This is a genomic window from Stenotrophomonas sp. SMYL41, assembly GCF_036319965.1.
GTDB classification, from domain to species: Bacteria; Pseudomonadota; Gammaproteobacteria; order Xanthomonadales; family Xanthomonadaceae; genus Stenotrophomonas; species Stenotrophomonas maltophilia_R.
The window spans coordinates 108,940-132,477 of the sequence record NZ_JAWIRX010000016.1; the positions used below are offsets into that span (position 1 = coordinate 108,940).

Here is a 23,538-nt window from a genome sequence, read left to right on the forward strand (position 1 = left end):
GCGTGGGGAATGGAAATGCTTCATCGACTGGTTCCTTGCTCGCCGCCCTGCCCGCGTCACGCCGGCAGCTTGAAGTCGGCGACCGAACGGCGCAGGTCCGCCGCCAGCTGCGCGAGGTGGCCGATCGACTCTGCCGTCTGCCCGGCACCCTGTGACGTCTGGCCGGTGATCTGCCGGATCACGCCCATGGTGCGGGTGATGTCCGAAGCGGCGGCCGACTGCTGCTGGGCGGCGATGGAGATGTTCTTGATGAGGGTGTTCAGGGCGTTGGACACGCGCTCGATCTCGGTCAGCGCGGTACCGGCGTCCTCGGCCAGGCGCGCACCGGACACCACTTCGGCCGTGGTCTGCTCCATCGAGGTGACCGCTTCGTTGGTGTCGGCCTGGATGGCCTGGACCAGGTTTTCAATGCGTCGGGTCGCCCCCGAGGTACGTTCTGCCAGGCGCTGCACTTCGTCGGCCACGACCGCGAAACCGCGGCCCGCTTCACCGGCCGACGCCGCCTGCACCGCCGCGTTCAACGCCAGGATGTTGGTCTGCTCGGAAATGTCGTTGATCAGCTCCACGATCGAACCGATTTCCTGCGACGACTCGCCCAGGCGCTTGATGCGCTTGGAGGTTTCCTGGATCTGGTCACGGATCTGGTCCATGCCCTGGATGGTCTCGCGCACCACGCCGGCACCCTCGGCGGCGATCACCACCGAACGCTGAGCCACGTCGGCCGACTCGGCCGAGTTGCGCGACACCTGCTCGATGCTCGCGGCGATTTCGCCAATGCGGTCCGAGGCCGAGGTGATCTGGTTGGCCTGGTGGCCCGCCGCCTCTGCCAGCTGCATGGCGGTGGCCTGCGTTTCCTGGGTGGACATCGCGACCTTGGCCGAGGTGTCGTTGATGGTGGTCACCAGATGGCGCAGCTCGTCCACCGCGTAGTTGATCGCGTCGGCGATCGCACCGGTCATGTCCTCGGTCACCGAAGCCTTCACCGTCAGGTCACCCTCACCGAGCGAGGAGATTTCGTCCAGCAGCCGCATGATCGCCTGCTGGTTGCGGCTGTTGAATTCCACCTGGGTCTGGTAACGCAGTTCCTGCTCGCGCGAGCGGCTGCGCACGTTGGTGGAGACGAAGCCGATGATCGCGATCAGCGACAGCGCACCGGACACCACGCCGATCCAGAAATTCGGGAACAGGCGGGTGTCGGACACCGAGCCGAACGAGGAGAACGCATCGAACAGCTTGCGGCTGTCATCCAGCATGTGTGCCGAACCCTGGCCCAGCGCGGTGGCCGCCGATTGCGCCGCGAACAGCTGGCGCGAGCTGGCCAGGATCGCGTCGGCGTCCTGCTTCATCGCTTCCCACTTCTGCTGCGACTGCTCCAGCGCAGCCACGGCGGCGGCACCGCGCACGGCGGTGATGCCCAGTTCCTCGTTGCCGTTGCGCAGGCCGTCGAGCACCTGCGAGAACACGGTGATATCTCGGGCAAGTGCATCGCCGGAGGTCGCGGCGGCACTGCCACCGGCGCGCATTTCAGTCACGCGGCGGGCCATCGAACCGGCCACCACGACCTGCTGCAGTGCGCTGTACACCTGCGACGACGGCGCACCGGCGGCGGACATCGCGCGCACCAGCTCGTTCAGCTGGGCCTGCAGGCCCGGCACTGCGCCGGTGAAGTTGTTGGCATTGCCGGCCAGGGCCAGTACAGCGGGCTCGCTGGCCACCAGCTGCCCGGCCTGCTTGCCCAACGGTGCCCAGGTCTCGCCCAGCGTGGCGATGGCACCGGATACGCCCGGCTCCTTGCCGTAGCGGCCCTGCAGCGTCGACACGTTCTGTTCGATCGCGTTGCGGGTGGCCTTGAAGGCGGTGAAGGCCTGGGCGTTGCCGCCGACCGCATCACGCCCCTGGTTGGCCAGCTGCTGCGACAGCACCTGCAGGTCGGCGGCCTTGGAGCCGGCGTCGGCGAGGCGGCTGCCCTGCCAGGTAGCGACGCCGGTGTTGACGCCGAACAGGATCATCGATGCCAGCAGCAGGAACAGCCAGAGGTTGCTGCCGCCCAGCCGCAGCTTGCCGGTCTTGGTGGCGTCCGAAGCAGTACTCATCGTTCAACCTCGATCTTCAATGCAGGGGGCGATGCCCGGCCTCAGGCCGCGGCTTGCCGGAATTCAGGGGTGCGCGACAGCAGCGAGAGCGAGAACACGCCCCAGTCATGGCCGTCGGCATGGAAGGCACGGTCAACGAAATGGCCGTAGCGACCTTCGGCCAGTGTGCCGGCCGCGATCTGCTGTTCCAGCTCGAAGCTGCGCTGGCCGAACAGTTCATCGATGGTCAGTGCGACGTCGCCGCCGGCCTGGCGCATGATCAGCACGCGCTGGCCTTCCTGCTGCACGGTGCGCGTGCCTTCCAGGAAGTACTTCAGGTCGACCACCGGGAACAGGTTGCCGCGCAGGTTGCCCACGCCCAGCAGCCAGGGCTGCGCGCAGGGTACCGGGGTCACCGGCGGCATCGGCACGATTTCCACCACTTCGCGGAAATCGGACACCAGCCGGCGCTGGCCGACGCGGAAACCGACGCCACGCCACAGGTCCTGGGCGAACTGCCGCCCGGGCAGCTGCACCGCGTGGGCCAGGCTGCGCCGTTCGTAGGCTTCAAGGATGTCGAAGGGCGAGCGCATCAGGCCACCAGTTCGTTGATCCGCGCGATCAGTTCATCCTCGCGCGGCGGCTTGACGATGTAATCGGCTGCGCCCTGGCGCAGGCCCCAGGCCTTGTCGGTTTCCATCGCCTTGGTGCTGACGATGATCACCGGGATGTGCTTGATCGCCGCATCACGGGCCATTGCACGGGTGGCCTGGAAACCGCTCATGCCGGGCAGGACCACGTCCATCAGCACCAGCTGCGGCACCTGGTCGCGGACCAGCTGCAGGCCATCCTCGGCGTTGTCCGCTTCCAGCACCTCGTGGCCGGCACGGCGCAGCCACTGGGTGAACACCGCGCGGTCGGTCGGTGAATCCTCGATCAGGACGATACGAGCCATTGTGCCTTTCCCCCCTGGTCAGGCGTTGACGTATGTGCGGATGGCACCCAGCAGTTCTTCGCGCGTGAAAGGCTTGGTCAGGTATTGCTCCGAGCCGACGATGCGCCCCCGCGCCTTGTCGAACAGACCATCCTTGGATGACAGCATGATCACCGGGGTCGCCTTGAACAGCTGGTTGCCCTTGATCAGCGCGCAGGTCTGGTAGCCATCCAGGCGCGGCATCATGATGTCGACGAAGATGATCTGCGGCTGCTGGTCTGCGATCTTGGCAAGCGCTTCGAAGCCGTCGGTGGCGGTGACCACCTCGCAGCCTTCGCGCTTGAGCAGCGTTTCCGCAGTCCTGCGGATGGTCTTCGAATCATCGATGACCATCACCCGGAGTCCTGCGAGTTCCCCGCCCGCAGTCGTGTTTTCAGTCATTGCCTATCCCCAAGCGCACGGCCCAATCTCTGGCGGGAGCCGCTGCGAAAGCGTATCTATATCGCACTTTCCGCGCCCGCTTCAAGGCCGGTCCACCGCGCAGGGGGTGGCGCCCGGCTGAACGTGACCGGGTTCGCAATGACTGCGCCGCCGGCAGGCGGACGCTGCGTTGCAGTACGGCAGGGAGGCGCGCGGCCAGCGTTGCCGCTACCATCAACGCCTTGCCTGACAGGTGCGCCCATGCCGTTGAACGTCATCGTGGTGATGGACCCCATCGCCCACATCAAGATCGCCAAGGACACCACCTTCGCCATGCTGCTGGAAGCCCAGCGCCGCGGCCATGCCCTGCACTACGTGCGGCCGGGCGGGCTGGCCCTGGAGGGTGGCGTGGCGGTAGCCCAGACCGCGCCGCTGCAGGTGCGCGACGACCCGGCCGGCTGGTATGAGCTGGGCGCGTTCAGCCGTACCGAGTTCGGTCCCGGCCAGATCGTGCTGATGCGCAAGGACCCGCCGGTCGACGCCGAGTACATCTACGACACCCAGGTGCTGGACGTGGCCGCCGCTGCCGGTGCCTGCGTGGTCAACAACCCGCAGGGCCTGCGCGACTACAACGAGAAGCTGGCTGCCCTGCTGTTCCCGCAGTGCTGCCCGCCGACCCTGGTCAGCCGCGATGCCAAGGCGTTGAAGGCCTTCGCCCTGGAACACGGCCAGGCCGTGCTGAAGCCGCTGGACGGCATGGGTGGCCGCTCGATCTTCCGCAGCGGGCAGGGCGATCCGAACCTGAACGTGATCCTGGAAACCCTGACCGAGGGCGGCCGCAAGCTGGCGCTGGCCCAGAAGTTCATTCCCGACATCACTGCCGGCGACAAACGCATCCTTCTGGTTGACGGCGAACCGGTCGACTACTGCCTGGCACGCATCCCCCAGGGTGACGAGTTCCGCGGCAACCTGGCGGCCGGCGGCCGTGGCGAAGGGCGCCCGCTGAGCGAGCGCGACCGCTGGATCGCCGCCCAGGTCGGTCCGGAGATGAAGCGCCGCGGCATGCGCTTTGTCGGACTGGACGTGATCGGCGACTACCTGACCGAGGTCAACGTGACCAGCCCGACCTGCGTGCGCGAACTGGACGCGCAGTACGGCCTGAACATTGCCGGCACCCTGTTCGACGCGCTCGAGGCCGGCCTACGCTGATGCCGTCCGCACCTGCCGTCCTGCCACCGCCGCCGCGCGAAGCGCAACGGCTGGGGGCCACCATCGCGCTGTCGGTGCTGGTCCACGCCCTGTTGATCCTGGGCGTGGGCTTTGCGGTGAAGGGCGATGCTCCGCTGGTACCGACGCTGGAGGTCATCTTCAGCCAGACCCGCACCGCGCTGACGCCGAAGCAGGCTGATTTCCTTGCCGCTGCCAGCCAGGAAGGCGGGGGCGAGCACGACCGTGCACAGCGCCCGCGCGACAACCAGGCGGGCATCGTGCCGCAGGCGCAGGCCGGGCTGAGCCCGGTGCCGCAACAGCAGCAGTCGGCCGCACCGGTTCCGCCGCCGCAGGCGCGCGTGGTGAGCAGCCGCAATGGCGAAGAGACGGTGGCCCAGGCCCAGCCGCGGCCGACACCGGAGCAGCCCGAGCCGGATGCACCGCTGACCGCACGCGAGCAGCGCGACGCCGAGATGGCACGGCTGGCGGCCGAGGTGCATCTGCGCTCCGCGCAGTACGCCAAGCGCCCGAACCGCAAATTCGTGTCGGCCAGCACGCGCGAATATGCCTATGCCAACTACCTGCGTGCCTGGGTCGACCGCGCCGAGCGCGTCGGCAACCTGAACTACCCGGACGAGGCCCGGCAGCGCCGGCTCGGCGGCCAGGTGGTGATCAGCGTGGGCGTGCGCCGCGATGGCAGCGTGGAGAGCAGCCGGATCCTGCGTTCGAGCGGGACGCCGTTGCTGGATGAGGCGGCACTGCGGGTGGTGCAGTTGGCCCAGCCGTTCCCGCCGTTGCCGGAGACCGAGGACGAGATCGACATCCTGCAGGTCACCCGCACGTGGGTGTTCCTGCCCGGCGGCACCCTGCACGACGATCGGTAGGGTTTTGTTGCCCGGGCCTGCGGCCCGGGACCCGCTGGACGTCAACGTCAACGTCAAAAGCGGCGGTTGGACTGTGGTTTTGGTGTGGCGGGTGGCTGGTCATGACACGCCGTAAACCCATCCCTGGGGGCTCGATGGCGCCATCCATGGCGCCAACGGTCCTGCCCAGCCACCCCGCCACACCTCTGACAGATCGCGGCGCATTTTTGCTATTGGTAGGTGTCGACCTTGGTCGACACACATCCACGCTACGCGTGGATGCGAGCGAAGCGATCCGCTTTTGACTTTGACTTTTCTTTTTTTTGATTTTCCGTGGCGGACGCACACGGTAACTGTCAGAGGCAGGGCGGGATGGGTTCGCGGGGGTGTCCGCGGCCAAGCCCCCATGGACGGGTTCACGGCGCCCCCCGCGAACCCTCCCCGCCCGGTCAAGCGCGGCTTTTGATTTACGCGATCAACCAACCCCGCCACGAGGGGCTCAGCCGTTGGCTTTCGCCTTCGCCTCGCGCGCCGCCTGCTGCTCGACCAGGGTCAGCGCCACGTTGTCGCGCAGGTACGCCGGCTCGACCCTCTCCGGTGCAATGGCTTCGCCGCGAGCGAACGCCGGCACCGCCAGTGCCAGTACGTCCGACGCGCGCGGCAATGCGGTGGCATCGAATCCGCGCAGGCCAGCCCCAAGGTGCGCCAGCAGTGCGCCCTCGGCAGCACCGAAACCGGTACCCACACCATAGGCGGACAGCCCTTCCGGCAGCGCCACCGCGGCAGGCGCGCACACGCGTTCGGCGTCGCGCGCCACCGGCAGGCCGTCCACACGCTCGAAGCGCGCGACATACAGCTCGCCCATCCGCGCATCGATCGCCGACAGGATCTGCATTTCTTCCGCCGGTGCCTGCAGCGCCAGCACCTGCAGCGTCGAGACCGGCAACAGCGGCCGGTCCAGCGCCAGTGCGATGCCCTGGGCAATGGCGATCGCCAGGCGCACACCGGTGAACGCACCGGGGCCACGGCTGAGCGCAATGCCGTCCAGCTGGCGGCGGCTGATACCGGCTTCGGCCAGCAGCGCCTCGGCCCACGGCAGGCTCAGTTCGGCGTGCCGGCGCGGGGCGATCTCGAAGCGTTCCAGCACCTGCCCATCAACATGCAGGGCAACGGAACAGGCTTCGGTGGCGGTTTCAAAGGCAAGCAGTTTCATCGGATCGGGTCAGAGCAAGGGGAACGTGGCACCGGGTACCGGCACCGGGCCCGCCGCATCCGCGGCCGGGGCAGCCGCATCATCGGCCACGGGTGTCCATTGTGGCGTAAAGAAGGCCTGCACATCGGCCAGGCTGCGGGTACGTCGGAACGGCGGCAGTGAATCGAGGAAGACCCGGCCATAGCCGCGGTTGAGCAGGCGCGGGTCGCACAACACCAGCACCCCACGGTCGCTCTCGCTGCGGATCAGGCGGCCGACGCCCTGTTTCAGCGCAATCACCGCCTGCGGCAGCTGCTCATCGCGGAACGGGTTGCCGCCCTGGCTGCGGATCGCCTCCAGCCGCGCCTCGTACACCGGGTCATCCGGCGCCGCGAACGGCAGCTTGTCGATCATCACCACGCTCAACGCCTCGCCCACCACGTCCACACCCTCGCGGAAGCTGGCCGAGCCCAGCAGCACGCCATTGCCCGATTCGCGGAAACGCTGCAGCAGCGTCGCGCGCGGCGCCTCGCCCTGCACGAACAACGGCCATGGTCCGTCGCGCAATGCCTCGGCGGCCTCGCGCAATGCACGGTGCGAGGCGAACAACAGGAATGCCCTGCCCTGCGATGCCTGCAACACCGGCCGCAGGGCCTGGATCAGGGCAGTACCGAAGCCCCGTGCGGCCGGATCAGGCAAGCCTTCGGGCAGGTAACACAGCGCCTGCTCCGGCCAGTTGAACGGGCTCGGCTGGACCAGCGTGTGCGGATCGTCCAGGCCCAAGCGTGCAGCGATGTGATCGAAGCCACCGCCCACGGTCAGCGTGGCCGAGGTGAAGATCCAGGCCGCGCGACTGCGCTCGCGATGCTCGCGCAGCGGGCCGGACACGTCCATCGGCGTGCGCTGGCAGCGGAAACCACGCGGCGTGAGTTCGTACCAGAGCACATCGGCAGCACGGGCGGCCTCCGCCGGATCGGCATCGAAATCGAGGGTGGGCTCATCATCGCCCAGCCAGCGCTGGAGCCGCGACACCGCCTCGCGCGCCCTTGCATGGCAGGCGTCCAGGCCCGCAGCCGCTTCGCGCAGCGGCTGCAATGCCTGCTCCAGCGTGGCCAGGCCGGCCATCACCGTATCGAATCCATCGCGCACCTGTGGCATGGCCAGCGCACGCCACTGCGTACCACGCGGCGGCAACCCCTCCATCGCCAATCGCAACGCCAGCAATGCCTGCTGCAACTGGTCGACCGGTTCCTGCAGGGCCGACTGCGCACCGCCCACGCCGCGTGCTTCGGCCAGGCAGTCGCGCCCCAGTTCCTGCCACGGGCGCATGCCGAAACCTTCGCCGAAGAACTGCGCGGCCAACTCCGGCAACTGATGCGCCTCGTCGATGACGAAGGCCTGCGCCCCCGGCAGCAGTTCACCGAAACCGTCCTGCTTCAGTGCCAGGTCGGCCAGCAGCAGGTGATGGTTGACCACCACCACGTCAGCGGCCTGCGCACGTTGGCGCGCGCGCACCACGAAACAGTCGTCCCAGAACGGGCAATCGGTGCCCAGGCAGTTGTCGACGGTGGAGGTGACCATCGGCAGCAGCGGTGAGTCGTCGGCGAGGCCTTCCAGTTCGGCGATGTCACCAAACTCCGAGCGTCCGGACCAGGCCAGGATGCGCTGGAACTGCGCGGCCTGCTCGGGGCTGGAAAACCGCGGCTCACCCCGCGCCTGCTGCAGTCGGTAGCGGCACAGGTAGTTCGCACGACCCTTCAGCAGTGCGCTGCGCAGGCCGACGCCCAGTGCCTGGCGCACGCGCGGCAGATCGCGGTGGTAGAGCTGGTCCTGCAGCGCGCGGGTGCCGGTGGAGATGATGGTGCGCAGCCCGGACAGCAGCACCGGCACCAGATAGGCAAAGGTCTTGCCGGTGCCGGTACCGGCCTCGGCCAGCAGCAGGTCCCGCTGCTGCAGCGCATCGGCGATGGCTTCGGTGAGGTGCAGCTGTGCCGGACGCGGGACGAATGCATCCAGGTGCGAGGCGAGCGCGCCGCCTTCGCTGAGGGCTTCGCGGCTGGCATGGACAAGGTCGGACATCAGAGGGAAAGGATACCCGGCCGGGCGCTGCCCGGCACCCGTTTCAACCCGGAGCCAGAGCAACAGCAACGGCGTTCTTGGCTCTGGGTTGTACTGGGGACTGGCGGGGGACTGTGGGTTTACGGCGTCCCCCGCGAACCCAACCCGCCCGGCCCAGCGCGGCTTTTGCTTCTGGCTTCAGCGACCAACCCACAGCCACGAGGGGCTGCGCCGTTGGCTGAAAACTCAGTACCGCTTGATCCCCGGCACCGTGCAGCCCTCCAGCTGCGCATGCGCCGACACCGCATTTTCCTTCTCGCCGCGCGCCAGGCGCGACTGCTCGATCGTCGCCCAGTGCCGGCGGCACAGCGGGCCGGTCTTCGAACCCAGGTCGATCGCCTTGCGCGCGAACGTTTCCGCCTGCGCCCACTGGCCCTGCAGCAGCGCCAGCTCGGCACGTTCCTGCAGCACCGCCGGGTCACTCGCCACGATCTCCAGTGCATGGTCCAGGCTGTTGGCGGCACCGGCCAGATCGTTGGCCTGGCGCTGCGCCTGTGCGGTCAACCGCAGGTCTTCTACCTGCGAGTCACGCAGCGGCTGCACCGACAGCTCCTTGTCATCCGGCCCCGCTGCTGCATCCACGGCAGCCAGACGCTGCGCCGGCGTGGTGGTATCGACCGGCTTGACCACCGGTGGTGCGCTGCTCACGCAGGCGGCCAGGGCCAGGCTGAGGCCGCTCAGGACCAGGGGCTGCAGCAGGGATCGCATGTTCATCGGCATCATCGGCTCGGGGGAGGAGTAGCGGGGGCAGGTTCGGCAGGCGCTTCCGGCTTGCGGTCCAGGCCGAACCAGCTGCGCCAGCCACCGCCCTCGCCTTCGGCCCCACCCTGCCCGTCCGGCGACACGGCCGGCGCGCACGGCGCGTAAGCCGGCGCATAGCCCACCACAAACGGGAAACGGCGCGCGCCGGGGCAGCCTTCATCGGTGCTGTTGAGGCCGGTGGGTGCCACCGACTGCCAGTCCAGGCCCTTGTTGCTGACCCGCAGCGGCGCGCTCGGCAGGCGCTGGAAGATGCCCGACCAGACCCGCATCGCGCCGGTGGCGCCATACAGACCGGCCTGCTCGTTCTGATCGTTGCCGATCCAGATCACCGCCAGATGGTCACCGGTGTAGCCGGCATACCAGCTGTCACGGCCATCGTTGGTGGTGCCGGTCTTGCCGGCGGGCTGCAGGCGGCCGAGGCCATCGGCATTGAGCCGCTGCGCGGTACCGCTGGCGACCACCTGCTGCAGGCCGACACTGATCAGGTTGGCGGCAATCGAATCGCCTTCCTGTGCAGGCGCCGGGGTCTTGTCGTATCGCTTGAGCAGCTTGCCCTGCGGATCGAGCACGCCACGTACCGCGTGCAGCGGCTGGATCTCGCCGCCGGACGCGAGGAACTGGTAAAGCTGCGCCATCGCATACGGGCTCTGGTCGGTCGAGCCGAGGATCACCGCCGGGTTGGCCTCGGCCTTGATGCCGGCCAGTACGTGGATCAGCTGGGTCACGCGCTCGGGACCGACCTGCATGCCCACGCGCACCGTGGCCTGGTTGTAGGAATGCGCCAGCGCGTCGATCAGGCGGACCGTGCCGTGGCTGCGGTTGTCCGCGTTGCCGGGGCTCCAGTTGCGGCCGCGGCCGAGCTGCACCGTCACCGGCGAATCATCCACCCAGCTGGCCAGCGAGTAGCGGTCCGGCTGCGCCAGGGCCAGCAGGTACACGAACGGCTTGAGCAGCGAACCGACCGGGCGCTGCGCTTCGATCGCACGATTGAAGCCGACCTCGGACACCTCACGGCTGCCGATCACCGCCAGCACGTCACCGTTGTGCACGTCGGTCAACACCATGCCAGCCTGCAGTTCAGGACGACGCTGGCTTTCCAGCGACTTGATGGTGCGGGTCACCGCGCCTTCGGCATACGCCTGCGCGGACGGCGACATGCCGGTCATCACGCTCAGGCCCGCGCCCTGCAGCGCCGATTCCGGATAGTCATGGCCGAGCTGGCGGCGGACCAGGTCAACGTAGGCGGGGAAGCGGTTGGCTGCCACCAGGCCCGGCGTCTTGGGCACGCCCAGCGGTGCCTTCAGCGCGCGCTGGTACTCGGCATCGTCGATCAGCGTGGCCTCGTGCAGCTTGCCCAGCACGAAGTTGCGGCGATCCAGCGCGCGTTCCGGGTTACGCCGCGGGTCGTAGAACGACGGCCCCTTGACCAGGCCGATCAGCAGGGCGATCTGCTCGGTCTCCAGCGACTGCAGGTCGCGGCCGAACCAGAACTCGGCGCCGGACGACATGCCGTGGATCGCCTGGCTGCCGCGCTGGCCCAGGTACACCTGGTTGAGATAGGCCTCGAAGATGGTGCGCTTGTCGTAGCGCGCCTCCATGATCAGTGCGTACAGCACCTCATTGAACTTGCGGGTGACCGTCTGTTCCTTGCCGATGCCGAGCAGGCCGCTGCGGGCCAGCTGCTGGGTCAGCGTCGACGCGCCCTGGCGGCTCTGGCCACCGGAACGGATCGTCACCCACACCGCGCGCGCAATGCCGGACAGATCGATGCCGTGATGGCGGTTGAAGTCCTTGTCTTCCACTGCCTGCAGGCCGGTCACCAGCAGGTCCGGCGCCTCGTCCATGCGGATCAGGCGGCGTTCTTCCTGCTTCTGGCCGTACAGGGTGGCGATGCGCGCCGGATCCAGCCGCGCAGCCTTCAGCGCCTTGCGGCTGTCGGCATCGCGCAGCGAGGCCACGCCGCCATCGGCCAGCGACAGCTCCACCCGGCGCGGGGCCACCCGGCCATCGACATCGTTGTAGCCGCGGCTGGAGATGACAAAGCGCCCGCCGTTCACCGCATAGGTGGCCGGCTCCTTGCCCTGCCCGTCATCGCGGTAGGCAGAGGCGGCCAGTTCGGTCTTCAGCGTGGAGGCATCCATCGCCTTGCCGGGGGTGAGCACCAGCGGGCGCGCGTACACGCGCGTGGGGATCTGCCAGCGCAGCTCGCCGAAACGCTGGGTCACCTGTTGGTTCAGGTACAGCGTATAGGGAATGAGGAAACCCAATCCCAACGCGACCGCAGCCATGCTCCAGGTGATCAGCCGGCGCCGCCACAGCGGACCGTTGTCCTGCTGGTCGTCGTCGAAATCGTCGATGTCGTCGGAATCGTAGCGTCGGGGCACGGGAATGCGAGAATGTAGGGTCTGGCGAGTCTACCCCAGCCACTGCGGCTGGCGAATTCTCCCGGGTTCCCCTGCTTAAGCTGGAGTTGCAACCGGATGGCGATGTCCCTGGCCGAGATCCGATACCTGATCAACCGCCTGTCGGGCCTGGCCCGCCGGAGCCTGGCAAGCCTGCGCACCCGTGGGTGGCGGGCCACCTGGCAGCGCATCCGCGTGCATACCCAGCGCGCCGTTCCCGCTCCGCGCACGCCGCTGTTCCTGCCGCCGGCACAGGATTTCACCCCCTTCACGGTGCCGTTCAGCGAGTCGCCGGAGGTAAGCATCGTCATTCCGGTCTACAACCACGTCGACCACACGCTGGCCTGCCTGCGCGCCCTGGCGGCGTACCCGCCGGCGGCCGCGTGCGAGATCCTGGTGGTGGATGACGGCAGCAGCGACGCCACCGCGCAGTGGATGCCGCAGGTGGCCGGGCTGCGCTATGAAGTGCGCGAGCACAACGGCGGTTTCATTGAAGCCTGCAATGACGGTGTGTCGCGCGCGCGCGGCCGCTACGTGGTACTGCTCAACAACGATACGGTGCCGCAGCCAGGCTGGCTCGATGCCCTGCTGGGCACCTTCGGCAGCATGCCCGACGCCGGCCTGGTCGGCAGCCAGCTGCTGTACCCCGATGGCCGCCTGCAGGAATCAGGCGGGGTGATCTTCGCCGATGGCAGTGGCTGGAGCTACGGCCGCTTCGAGGCCGCCGATGATCCGCGCTTTGCCAGCCTGCGCGACGTCGACTACTGCTCGGGGGCGGCGCTGATGCTGCCGCGCGCCCTCTGGCAGCAGCTGGATGGCTTCGATACCCGCTACAAGCCGGCGTACTACGAGGACACCGACCTGGCCTTCCGCGTGCGTGCACAGGGCCTGCGCGTGCTGGTGCAGCCGGCCAGCCGGGTGATCCACGACGAAGGCACCAGCAACGGTACCGACACCGGCAGCGGGGTGAAGGCCTACCAGGTGCGCAACCAGGCCATCTTCGCCGCCCGCTGGGCTACCGAACTGGGCCGACATCCGGCGGTCGGCGAAGTGCCGTCTCCGGCGCTGCTGCTGCGCGGCCGGCGCCAGGTGCTGATCCTGGACGAGGAAGTACCTCAACCGGATCGCGATTCCGGGTCGCTGCGCCAGGTCAATCTGATCCGCCTGCTGCTGCAGGGCGGTGCCCACGTGGTGTTCGTACCGACCCGGCGCGAGCATGCCGGTGCGGCCACCGAAGCGCTGCAACGCATGGGCGTGGAAGTCTGGTACGCGCCCTTCCTGGACGGCGTGGCCGGCTGGCTGCGCAACCACGGATCGCGTTTCGACGTGGCAATGATGGTGCGTCACCATGTAGCCCATGAATGCCTGCCGCTGCTCAAGCGCTATGCGCCGCAGGCACGCACCGTATTCGACACCGTTGACCTGCACTACCTGCGCGAACGCCGCGGTGCCGAAGTGGCCGGCGACGCAACCCTGCTGCGTGCAGCCGAACGTACCCGAAGCAGCGAACTGGCCGTGATGGAGCAGTGCGACATCACCGTGCTGGTCAGTGCGGCCGAACGGGAGCAGCTGCAGTCCGACGCACCGCGGGTGCGGGTGGAGCTGATCTCCAACCTGCACGAGGTCGCTGGTGCCGGTGCCGTGTTCGAGCAGCGGCGCGACCTGGTGTTTGTCGGTGGTTTCCGTCATCCACCGAACCTGGATGGCATGGAATGGTTCATCGGCGAGGTCTTCGCCCGCATCCGCGCCCGGCTGCCCGAGGTGCGCCTGCACTGCATCGGTGCTGCGGCGCCGGAGTCGTTGCTGGCGCTTGCCGCACGCCAGCCGGGCGTGCAGATGCACGGGTTCGTCGAAGACATCACCCCCTACATGGACGGTGCGCGCATTGCCATTGCGCCGCTGCGGTTCGGCGCCGGCGTGAAGGGCAAGATCAACCTGAGCATGGCCCATGGCCAGCCGGTGGTCGGTACCACCTGTGCCGTGGAAGGCATGCACCTGCACCCGGGCCAGGACGTGCTGGTGGCCGATGACGCCGCCGGCTTCGCCGATGCGGTGATCCGCCTGTACCAGGATCCGCAGCTGTGGCAGCAGCTGTCCGATGCAGGCCTGGCCAACGTCGCCCAGCATTTCTCACTTGATGCCGCCCGCGCGACCGTGCAGCGGGTGTTCTTCGCCTAGTCCGCACGTCCGCCGGCGCGACGCAGGCGGTCTTCGAATGCCGGCAGTTCGGCCAGGTCCGGTTGCAGCAACCGCGCCTGTTCGGCGGCGCGCGCAGCAAAGGCCAGGTCGCCATTGCCGAGCCGTTCGCTGCCGATCGCCAGCCAGCGCTGGGCCAACCGCAGCCGCGCCGAGGGCAGGCCCGCTGCGGTCGGTGACAGCGTCTGCCAGGCCTGCAGGCAGGCGCCTGCCGCCTGTACCCGGTTCTGCCGCAGATTGTCGTCGAAGCAGCGGCGACTGGCGGGCAGCAGGCGTGCTGCAGCGGCCTTCACCCGCGCGTCGCGGGGGGCCAATGACTGTGCTTCGCGCAGCGCGTCGAACGCGCTGTGCCCCGGTGGGCTGATCCACTGCCCTGCACGCTCGGCGCGTTCGATCTTGCGCAGGTGGTCGCGCAGCTGGCGTTCGCGCTGCGCCTTACTGATCGCGGGCTGCTGCAGGGCCTGTTGCGCCTGCTGCGCACGCTGCAGGCGCTGCGCAAGTTGTTGCCGTACTGCCTGCGAAGCCCCCAGCTCCACCGCCAGCGCCGCATCACGTTGCGCCGCATCGAACTGGAAATCGTCGGCGCGCTTCTGGCTGCGCGCCAGCACTGCCTGCAGCACCTGCTCACGCCCCCGTTGGGCGTTGGCATCATCGGCAGCCACCGCCAGCACCGCCAGGAAGCCCTTGGACGCTGCTTCCAGCTGCTGCCGTTGCAATGCGCGCTGTGCCTGCCGCAAGCGCTGCTCGACCGCCCGCGCCAGGGCTTCCTCGCTGGCCGGCAGATCGGCATGACCGGCATCGAACTGGCGGGCACGACGCAGGATCGCGGCGGCCTCGGCCAGCTCTCCGCGCCCCGCCAGCGTGCGCGCCTGCAGCAGCAGGTCGCTCAGCGCATCTTCGCGCCCTTCCAGCGCCGGCAGGTTGTCCGGCTGCAAGGCGAGGATGCGCTGGAACAAGGGCAACGCACTGCTGTCGCCGTCATCCAGGCGTCCGGCTGCGAACGCGTTGCGCGCCTGTGCCAACAACGCACCAATACCCGCTCCGGCGCTGCGTCGCGCCTGCAGCTGGCGGGCGACTGCATCGGCTTCGCCCTGTGGCACCTGCAGCTCACGGGCCAGCGCCAGCGCCTGCGCGCTGCCGTCCAGGTCACCAGCCTGCAGGCGATCGCGCGCCTGCTGCAGTGCTGCCGCGCCGGTACTGGCCAGGCCCTGGCGCGCCTGCGGGCGATCACCGTCCAGCGCCAGCACCGCCTGGTAGCGCTCGCGCGCACCACTGCCATCGGCATCGCTCAGGCGACCGGCAGCCAGTGCACGATCGCCCTCGGCCAGCAGCTGCTCGATCTGCGGCTCATCCCAGAACCAGTCGGCCAGCGGCTTGCGCAGCAGCACCAGCAGCACGAACACCGCCAGCGCTGCGAGCAGCGCCCAGCGCCACACCCGGCGCGCATGGCGCGCCTGCAGCCACCACCAACGGCCCTCGCGACGGACGCGGTCCAGCGCAGGGTGTTCAGCGCCATGCGGGCGATGCGGGGGCTCGCGTTCCATGCGTGCAGGGTAGCCGGGGCAGCGTGAAGCTCAGCCGAGGCGACGCGCCTCGCTCACGCCCGGCAGCGCATCCAGTTTGCCCAGCAGGGTCGACAACTGCCCGTAGTCGCTGACCTTCAGGCGCAGCCGCAGGTGGGCACGGCCACTGTTGCGCACGTTGTCACTGTGGATGTCGAGCACGTAGGCGTCTTCCTGGGCGATCAGGTTGGTGATGTCCTTCAGCAGCCAGCGGCGGTCGACGGCAGTGACCACCACGTCCACTTCGTAGCCGCCGCCGGCCTGGCCCCACTCCACCGGCAGGATGCGCTGCGGACTGGTGGCTGCCAGCCGGGCCAGCGCGGCACAGTCTGCACGATGCACGGTGACACCACGGCTACGGGTCAGGTAACCGATGATCGGCTCGCCGGCCACCGGCTGGCAGCAGCGTGCCAGCTGCACCAGCAGGTTGCCCACGCCCTGCACGGTGAACTTGGACTTGCCCAGGTTCTCGCGGCGCGCGGTCGGCCGCGGCAGGCTCGGCGCGGGCGCCGGCTGGCTGGCGGCACGCTCCGCTTCCAGCAGCGTACGGCTGACCTGGTTCGGGCCGGTATCGCCCAGCGCGACCTGGATGTACAGGTCATCGACACTGTCGGCATGGAACTTCTTCGCGGCGACGGCCAGGTCCGAGTGCTGCAGGCCCAGCCGCTTCAGTTCGCGCTCGAGCAGCTCGCGACCGGCCTGCACGTTGCGCGCACGGTCCAGCTTGTGGAACCAGCTGCGTACCTTCTCACGTGACCGGTTGCTGGCCAGGAAGCCGTTGGCCGGCATCAGCCAGTCGCGGCGCGGGTCGGCTTCCTTGCCGGTCAGGATCTCGACGCGGTCGCCGCTGCGCAACCGATAGGTCAGCGGCACGATACGGCCGTTGACCTTCGCGCCGCGGCAGCGGTGCCCGACCATGGTGTGCACCTGGTAGGCGAAATCGAGCGGCGTGGCCCCCTGCGGCAGGTCCAGCACCTCGTCCTTCGGGCTCAGCGCATAGACCCGGTCCTCGGTCAGCTCGGCATCGAGCGCCCCGGCCAGTTCATTGCCCTGCCCGTCCTGCGCCTGTTCCAGCAGCTGGCGCATCCAGGTGATCTTGCGGTCGAAGGACTTCTCCGCGCCCTTGCCACCCTCTTTGTACTTCCAGTGCGCGGCCACGCCCAGCTCGGCCTGCGAGTGCATCTCATGGGTACGGATCTGCACTTCGATGGTGCGCCCTTCCGGGCCGACCACGGCGGTATGCAGCGAGCGATAGTCATTGGCCTTGGGTCGGGCGATGTAATCGTCGAACTCGCTCGGCACCGGCGCCCACAGCGCGTGCACCACGCCCAGCGCGGCGTAGCAGGCGGCGACGTCGTCCACCATCACCCGCACTGCGCGGATGTCGTACAGCTGGTCGAACGCCAGCCGCTTCTTCTGCATCTTCCGCCAGATGCTGTAGATGTGCTTCGGGCGGCCGCTGACTTCGGCCGTGATGCCCTGCGCGACCAGCTCGCGCGACAGCACCTTCTTGACGTTCTCGACATAGCGCTCGCGTGCGATTCGGGTCTCGTCCACCTCGCGGGCGATGCGGCGATAGGTCTCCGGTTCCAGGTGGCGGAACGCCAGGTCCTCCAGCTCCCACTTCAGCTGCCAGATGCCCAGGCGGTTGGCCAGGGGCGCGTGGATGTCGCGGGTCAGCTGCGCCAGCGCGCGGCGTTGCTCGTCATCCAGCTTGTCGGCCGCACGCATCCGCGCCAGCTGGCGTGCCAGCAGGATAGGTACCACGCGCAGGTCGCGGATGATCGCCAGCAGCAGCCGGCGCAGCCCTTCACTGTTGCGCCCGGCCTCACGGCCGGCATGCAGTGCCCACACCGGATCTGCAGCGTCCTGGCCATCGAGCAGGCCGATCACCGCCGCCTTGTGGCTGCCCAGCGGCAGCGGGTCCAGGCTGGCGCGCAGGCCCGGCAGGTCGAACAGCAAAGCTGCCACCACCGCTCCCTCGTCGGCCGAAAGCATCGCCAGCGCATCAAGGGTATCGCCCAGCACCGACCAGGTGGCGCGCATCTGGTGGTCGCAGTCCGGCGCTTCCCACTGCTCACGCAGGGCCTGGCGCAGCGGAGCAGGCAGCACGGCTGCCGAGGGACGGTTCAACAAGGCATCCAGGCCAGGGACGGAAGCGCGGTTCACAGCATCGAGCAGGTAAGGCAGAGGCCCCTACACTAGCGCCGGCGCCGTTCAGGGACAATCACCGCGGCCACCATCACCCGGCATGAAGACATGCCGCTACACTCGCCAGCACACCCAGGAGAGACCTGCCATGCCTTCCATTGCCCTGCGCGTCCGTCCACGGATGCTGGCCTGTGCCGCCGTGCTGCTGTTCCTTTCCGCGCCAGCGCTGGCCCAGCGCGTGGTGGAGGGCGACCTGCAGCATCAGATGTCGCCCGCCGAGTTCAAGGCCGCCGGCCTGGAAAAGCTCAGTGCCAACGAACTGGCCACGCTCAATCGCTGGCTGCAGGGCAAAGTGGAGGCAGCCACTACGCAGGCCGTCGCCGCAGCGCGCGAAGAAGGCCGCCAGGAAGTGATCAAGAAGAACCGGGGCTTCCTCGACTTCGGCAGCAGCGAGCCGATCGAAAGCAACCTGCAGGGCGAATTCCGTGGCTTCGGCCAGGGCCGCCGCTACGTACTGCAGAACGGCCAGGAGTGGGAGCAGATAGATGCCACGCACTATTCCGGCGGCCGCAAGGAAGCCCCGAACGTCAGCATGCGCCCCGGCGTGATGGGAGCCTGGTACATGAAGGTGGACGGTGTGAACGTGCAGCCGAAGGTTCGCCGCACCAAGTAACACCCGGGCATTCCGACCGCGCCGGGTCCATGCCCGGCGGCAATGGCCGCCCGACGGGGCGGCCATTGCACGCATTTACGCCTGGCGCAGTGCGGCCACCCGCTGCGCCAGCTTCTTCGCCGAAATGCCGGTACGTGCGCCCAGCTCCTGGGCGAACAGCGATACCCGCAGTTCTTCCAGATCCCAGCGCAGGGCCTGCCACTGCGGCCGGTCGCGCAGCCCCTGCTGCTCGCCGGTCTCCAGCGCCTCCAGGAATGGATGCAGTTCCAGCATGCGTGCCTGGTCGCGCGGCGGATCACGCTTGGCGCGCTCGGTGCGCAGGATCATCGCCTTCAGGTAGCGCGGGTACTGCGCCAGTGCATCGGCCGGCGTATCACGCAGGAAACCGGGATGGATCAGGCCCGCCAGCTGCGCCTCCATATCGTCCAGGTTGCCGCGCGCCCAGCCCATCAACGGTGCTTCCAGCATCGGCTTCAGTTCCGCCACCAGTGCCAGGATGGTTTCGGCCAGCTTCAGCCGCGACATCGCCTCGCCGAACAGCGCCTTGGCGGCATGCTCGCGGCGCTGCTCGAAGGCCGCCGCATCGCGGATGTCTTCCAGGCCCTCGGCCAGCACCGCGTTCATCGCCGCATCGACCAGATCACCGCGCAGGCGTTCCTGCGATTCGATCGCGGCATACAGCAGGCCGGTCTTGGCACCGACCGGCAACTGCTTGCGCGCCTGTTTGACCTTCTCGGCCAACGCGATCTCCAGCAGGCGGCGCACGCCCAGCGGATGAGCCTCCTGCGCCTGCTGCCGGTCGGCAAAGATGCGCAGCGCCACGCTGTCGCCCTCGTCCAGCAACGCCGGATAGGCCGGCACGCCGGCTTCACCCGGCACCTGCAGCGGAATCGGCGTCGCCGGGAACGTACGCAGGCCATCGGCCGCCATCTCGCGGCCGGCACGTGCAGCGAAGGCATCGCCGGCACGGCCACCAAACTTCGCGCGCAACGCATCAAGGTCGCGCGAGGTTGCCAGCACCTTGCCGTGCTCGTCGCGCAGGCGCAGGTTCATGTGCAGGTGCGGTTCGATCGAACCGGGTTCGAAATCCAGCGCCGTCACCGTCGCACCGGTGGCACGTGACAGGAAACGCGCCAGTTCGCCGGTGATGGCATCGGCGCTGGGCTGCGGGAACGCCTCGAAGAAGGCGCGTCCGAAGTCAGGTGCCGGCACGTAATTGCGCCGCATCGCCTTGGGCAGGCTGCGGATCAGTGCCGAGGCCTTGTCGGCGACGAAGCCCGGCGCCAGCCAGCCCAGCTGCACCGGGTCCAGCGCGTTGAGCAGGTGCAGCGGCACGTCCAGGGTCACGCCGTCATCGTCGGCTCCCGGCTCGAAGCGATAGTGCAGTGGCAGGCGCGCCTGGCCCAGTGGCAGGTACTTCGGGTAGCGCTCCTGTTCGCTGCCCTCACCCGGCAACAGATCGACCAGCGACCAGTGCAGGGTCTTGCGCTGCTCCGGCGCCAGCCCCTTCCACCACGTATCCAGGCCGGCAGCCGAATGGATCTGCGGCGGCACCCGGTCCAGGTACCAGCGCGCCTGCCAGTCCTCGTCAGCCACGATGCCGGCGCGGCGCAGCTTGGCTTCTTCCTCGCGGGCGATCTCCAGCACTTTCTGGTTGTCGGCCACGAAGCTGGCGCGGGTGTTGATCTCGCCCGTCACCAGCGCCTGGCGCACGAAGATGTCGTGCGCCTCGCCCGGCGCGATGCGGCCGTAGTGCACCGGCCTCTTCGGGGCCAGCACCAGGCCGAACAGGCTGATCTGCTCGGAGGCCAGCACCTGGCCCTGCGCGCGCGACCAGTGCGGGTCGAAGTGCTTGCGCAACAGCAGGTGCGGCAATTCGGCAATCACCCAGTCCGGCTCGATCGCGGCCAGGGTCATGCCCCACACCTTCTGCGTATCCAGCAGATTGGCAGCCAGCAGCCACGGCGGCGGCCGCTTGGACAGCGCCGAGCCCGGGAACGGCAGGAAACGGCGCTGCCGCGGCGCCTGGAAGTCGCCCTTCTCGGTGCGATGGCCGATCTGTGTCGGCAGGCCCGCCACCAACGCCCGGTGCAGGGTCTGGTAGGCGGCGGCACGCGCGCGCTCGCTGAAGCCGCCGCCAATCGGCACCTGTTCCTTCTGCGCACGCACGGCCACCGCCGCCGGGGCGGTTTCCGCCTTGCCTTCGCGGGCCAGGCGCGCGGCACGGTGCAGCTGCCCACGGGTGGCCTTCACTGCAGCGGCATCATCGCGCACCGGGGCCGGTGCACTGCTGCCGGCCAGCAATGGCGCCATCGCCATTTCGTTGGCCTCTTCCTTCCAGCCCAGTTCCTCGCACAGCAGGCGCAGCTGGCGATGCAGCTCGCGCCATTCGCGCATGCGCAGGAAACCGAGGAAATGCCGACCACACCAGTCACGCAGCTTGGACTGGGTCAGGTCTTCATGGGCCTGCCGGTAGGCATCCCACAGGCGCAGCACACCAACGAATTCAGATCGGCCATCGGCAAACTGTGCATGCGCACTGTCGGCAGCGCCGCGCGCTTCCGGTGGGCGCTCGCGCGGGTCCTGGATGCCCAGGAACGAGGCGATCACCAGCATCGGCCGCAGGCAGCCGGCGGCCTGCGCGGCCACCAGCATGCGCGCCAGCTTCACGTCCACCGGCAGGCGTGCCATCTGCTTGCCGATGGTGGTCATGCGCCGCTCGGCGTCGATCGCACCCAGTTCGGTCAGCTGCTGCCAGCCGTCTGCCACCGCGCGCTCGTCCGGTGCTTCCAGGAACGGGAACTCCTCGATACGGCCCAGGCCCAGCTGCAGCATGCGCAGGATCACCCCGGCCAGGCTGGAACGACGGATTTCCGGATCGGTGAACTCCGGCCGCGCCTGGAAGTCGGCCTCTGCATACAGGCGGTAGCAGATGCCCTCGGCGATACGCCCGCAACGGCCCTTGCGCTGGTTGGCGCTGGCCTGCGAGATCGGCTCGATGTGCAGGCGATCGAGTTTGTTGCGCGGGCTGTAGCGCTTGACGCGGGCGAAGCCCGGATCGACCACGTAGCGGATGCGCGGCACCGTCAGCGAGGTTTCCGCCACGTTGGTGGCCAGCACGATGCGCCGGTTCGGACCGGGATTGAACACCCGGTCCTGGTCCTGGTTGGACAGGCGCGCGTACAGCGGCAGCACCTCGGTATTGCGGTACTTGCGGCGCTCCAGCGACTGGTGCGCATCGCGGATCTCGCGCTCGCCCGGCAGGAAAATCAGCACGTCGCCACGCGCATCCAGGCGGGTGATCTCGTCGATGGCCGACACGATGGCATCGTTGACGGTGCGCTCGCCCTGGTCTTCGCCCTCGCCTTCCAGCGCGCGATAGCGCACTTCCACCGGATAGGTGCGGCCTTCCACGCTGATCACCGGCGCATTGTCGAAATGCTGGGCGAAGCGCTCGGTGTCGATGGTGGCCGAGGTCACGATCAGCTTCAGGTCCGGGCGCTTGCGCAGCAGCTGCTTCAGGTAGCCCAGCAGGAAATCGATGTTGAGGCTGCGTTCGTGCGCCTCGTCGACAATGATCGTGTCGTAGTTCGACAGCCAACGGTCACTGGCGATCTCCGCCAGCAGGATGCCGTCGGTCATGAACTTGATGCGGCTGTCGTCGCTGACCTTGTCGTTGAAGCGCACCTGGTAACCGACGAGCTGGCCCAGTTCGCTCTGCAGTTCCTGCGCCACGCGACTGGCCACCGCACGTGCGGCAATCCGTCGCGGCTGGGTGCAGCCGATCATGCCGGCCTGGCCACGGCCGGCGGCCAGGCACAGTTTCGGCAGCTGGGTGGTCTTGCCCGAGCCGGTTTCACCGGCGATCACCACGACCTGGTGGTCGCGGATCAGCTCGATGATGGCGTCGGCTTCACGCGCAATCGGCAGCTGCGGGTCCAGAGTAATGGACGGCTGCTGCAGCGCCCGGACCTGCCGGCGCTGCACCGACGCCTGCAAGGCCTGCTCGAAGGTGGCGGCCAGTGCCGCATCCTGTGGCTTGGCCTGGCAACGCGAGAGCATCCCCAGCAAACGGCCCCGGTCGCGGCTCATCGCACCGTCGATGGCGGCGCGCTGTTGGCGCAGGCGGGACGTCGGATTTTTATCGATAGCGTTCATCAATCGGTTCGTTCAAAACTTTGAAAGCGACCAGTCATCGAGACTGATTTACTGTGAAGGCCAACGATTCCACAAGGAGGAACCCCATGGCGAAGACCAAGAGCACGACCAAGGCCAAGACCGGCAAGCAGAAGCTGGCAACGGCGGCACCGTCGGCGCCGAACATCGATATCGGGATCACCCAGGGCGACCGCAAGAAGATCGCCGACGGTCTGTCGCGCTTCCAGGCCGATGCATTCACGCTCTACCTGAAGACCCACAACTTCCACTGGAACGTGACCGGGTCGATGTTCAACTCGCTGCACACCATGTTCGAGACGCAGTACACCGAGCAATGGGCGGCACTGGACGACGTGGCCGAGCGCATCCGCGCGCTGGGCTTCAATGCCCCGGGCTCCTACCGGGAATTCGCTGCGCTGACCTCGATCGCCGAGGAACCGGGCCTGACCGACAGTGCGGACTGGCGTGAAATGGTACGCCAGTTGGTGGTCGCCAACGAAGCGGTCTGCCGTACGGCACGTGAAGTGCTGGAGGTGGCGGCCAAGGGTGACGACGCCCCGACCGAGGATCTGATGACCCAGCGCCTGCAGACGCACGAGAAGTACGCCTGGATGCTGCGCTCGCTGCTCCAGTAAGGGTTTGGGGGGCTCGGCAGGGCTGCGCCCTGCACCCGCAGAGGTAACGGCAAAGGCAACAACCGGAGCAAAAGCTGGTTTCCTGTGGGTAGGCGGGGTGGGTCCGGTTGCGGGGGACGCCGTAAATACGTCCATGTAGGCTCGGTCGCGCCATCCATGGCGCTCACGCCCCCGCAACCGAACCCACCCCG

Annotated in this window: 16 protein-coding genes; 5 read left to right on the top strand and 11 right to left on the bottom strand. The window is 68.3% G+C overall.

The features are described 5' to 3' along the window. Nucleotides 1-56: 56 nt before the first annotated feature. Genes V3B30_RS17470 through pilG form a run of 4 tightly spaced genes read right to left on the bottom strand, consistent with a single transcriptional unit; the run spans nt 57 to nt 3,447 of the window. Nucleotides 57-2,093 (bottom strand): methyl-accepting chemotaxis protein, encoded by a 2,037-nt coding sequence (locus V3B30_RS17470; RefSeq protein WP_262082865.1) that lies wholly within the window; start codon nt 2,091-2,093, stop codon nt 57-59. Nucleotides 2,094-2,134: 41 nt separating this feature from the next. After that, complete coding sequence (locus tag V3B30_RS17475) at nt 2,135-2,665, bottom strand: chemotaxis protein CheW (RefSeq protein WP_100473652.1); 531 nt, start codon at nt 2,663-2,665, stop codon at nt 2,135-2,137. Next, nucleotides 2,665-3,027 carry a response regulator gene (locus V3B30_RS17480; RefSeq protein WP_005410717.1) on the bottom strand — a complete coding sequence of 121 codons (363 nt, stop codon included), beginning with the start codon at nt 3,025-3,027 and terminating at the stop codon, nt 2,665-2,667. Before V3B30_RS17480 ends, V3B30_RS17475 begins: the two co-directional genes overlap by 1 nt. Nucleotides 3,028-3,045: 18 nt before the next feature. Then, entirely contained in the window at nt 3,046-3,447 is a 402-nt protein-coding gene (gene pilG / locus V3B30_RS17485; protein ID WP_005418455.1) for a twitching motility response regulator PilG, read from the bottom strand. A gap of 240 nt (nt 3,448-3,687) precedes the next feature. On the opposite strand from pilG, the gene gshB reads away from it, so the two are divergent. After that, the gene (gene gshB / locus V3B30_RS17490; RefSeq protein WP_262082866.1) at nt 3,688-4,635 is read left to right on the top strand and encodes a glutathione synthase; all 948 of its coding nucleotides are present in this window, start codon (nt 3,688-3,690) and stop codon (nt 4,633-4,635) included. Next, a complete protein-coding gene (locus V3B30_RS17495; RefSeq protein WP_100473654.1) occupies nt 4,635-5,519 on the top strand; it encodes an energy transducer TonB in 885 nt (294 codons plus the stop codon). The genes gshB and V3B30_RS17495 overlap by 1 nt, the downstream gene beginning before the upstream one ends. 478 nt (nt 5,520-5,997) lie before the next feature. Here the strand turns inward: V3B30_RS17495 and tsaB are convergent, their stop codons facing one another. From tsaB to mrcB, 4 genes are all read right to left on the bottom strand, one after another. Continuing rightward, the gene (gene tsaB / locus V3B30_RS17500) at nt 5,998-6,711 is read right to left on the bottom strand and encodes a tRNA (adenosine(37)-N6)-threonylcarbamoyltransferase complex dimerization subunit type 1 TsaB (protein WP_262082867.1); all 714 of its coding nucleotides are present in this window, start codon (nt 6,709-6,711) and stop codon (nt 5,998-6,000) included. A 9-nt stretch (nt 6,712-6,720) separates the two neighbouring features. Beyond that, on the bottom strand, nt 6,721-8,769 hold the full coding sequence (locus V3B30_RS17505; protein WP_262082868.1) for an ATP-dependent DNA helicase: 2,049 nt from the start codon (nt 8,767-8,769) through the stop codon (nt 6,721-6,723). 225 nt (nt 8,770-8,994) lie between these two features. Next, on the bottom strand, nt 8,995-9,531 hold the full coding sequence (locus tag V3B30_RS17510; RefSeq protein WP_262082869.1) for a hypothetical protein: 537 nt from the start codon (nt 9,529-9,531) through the stop codon (nt 8,995-8,997). Beyond that, a complete protein-coding gene (mrcB, locus tag V3B30_RS17515; protein ID WP_262082870.1) occupies nt 9,528-11,954 on the bottom strand; it encodes a penicillin-binding protein 1B in 2,427 nt (808 codons plus the stop codon). Before mrcB ends, V3B30_RS17510 begins: the two co-directional genes overlap by 4 nt. Nucleotides 11,955-12,050: 96 nt before the next feature. On the opposite strand from mrcB, the gene V3B30_RS17520 reads away from it, so the two are divergent. Then, a complete protein-coding gene (locus tag V3B30_RS17520; RefSeq protein ID WP_262082871.1) occupies nt 12,051-14,150 on the top strand; it encodes a glycosyltransferase in 2,100 nt (699 codons plus the stop codon). Here the strand turns inward: V3B30_RS17520 and V3B30_RS17525 are convergent. Together V3B30_RS17525 and V3B30_RS17530 are read right to left on the bottom strand one after the other, a co-directional pair. Then, nucleotides 14,147-15,712 carry a hypothetical protein gene (locus V3B30_RS17525; RefSeq protein WP_262082872.1) on the bottom strand — a complete coding sequence of 522 codons (1,566 nt, stop codon included), beginning with the start codon at nt 15,710-15,712 and terminating at the stop codon, nt 14,147-14,149. The two genes, V3B30_RS17520 and V3B30_RS17525, sit on opposite strands and share 4 nt — an antisense overlap. A gap of 30 nt (nt 15,713-15,742) precedes the next feature. After that, complete coding sequence (locus V3B30_RS17530; protein WP_262082873.1) at nt 15,743-17,899, bottom strand: bifunctional (p)ppGpp synthetase/guanosine-3',5'-bis(diphosphate) 3'-pyrophosphohydrolase; 2,157 nt, start codon at nt 17,897-17,899, stop codon at nt 15,743-15,745. Nucleotides 17,900-18,029: 130 nt separating this feature from the next. Between V3B30_RS17530 and V3B30_RS17535 the strand changes: the two genes are divergently transcribed. Then, nucleotides 18,030-18,554, top strand: coding sequence for a hypothetical protein (locus V3B30_RS17535; RefSeq protein WP_262082874.1), 525 nt, complete (start codon nt 18,030-18,032; stop codon nt 18,552-18,554). 75 nt (nt 18,555-18,629) lie between these two features. Here V3B30_RS17535 and hrpA read toward each other — a convergent pair whose 3' ends face one another. After that, entirely contained in the window at nt 18,630-22,712 is a 4,083-nt protein-coding gene (gene hrpA / locus V3B30_RS17540) for an ATP-dependent RNA helicase HrpA (protein ID WP_262082875.1), read from the bottom strand. Between the two features lie 86 nt (nt 22,713-22,798). Here hrpA and V3B30_RS17545 point away from each other — a divergent pair, with 86 nt between their 5' ends. After that, nucleotides 22,799-23,347: a Dps family protein gene (locus tag V3B30_RS17545; protein ID WP_100473664.1), complete on the top strand. Its 549-nt coding sequence runs from the start codon at nt 22,799-22,801 to the stop codon at nt 23,345-23,347. Nucleotides 23,348-23,538 lie beyond the last annotated feature (191 nt).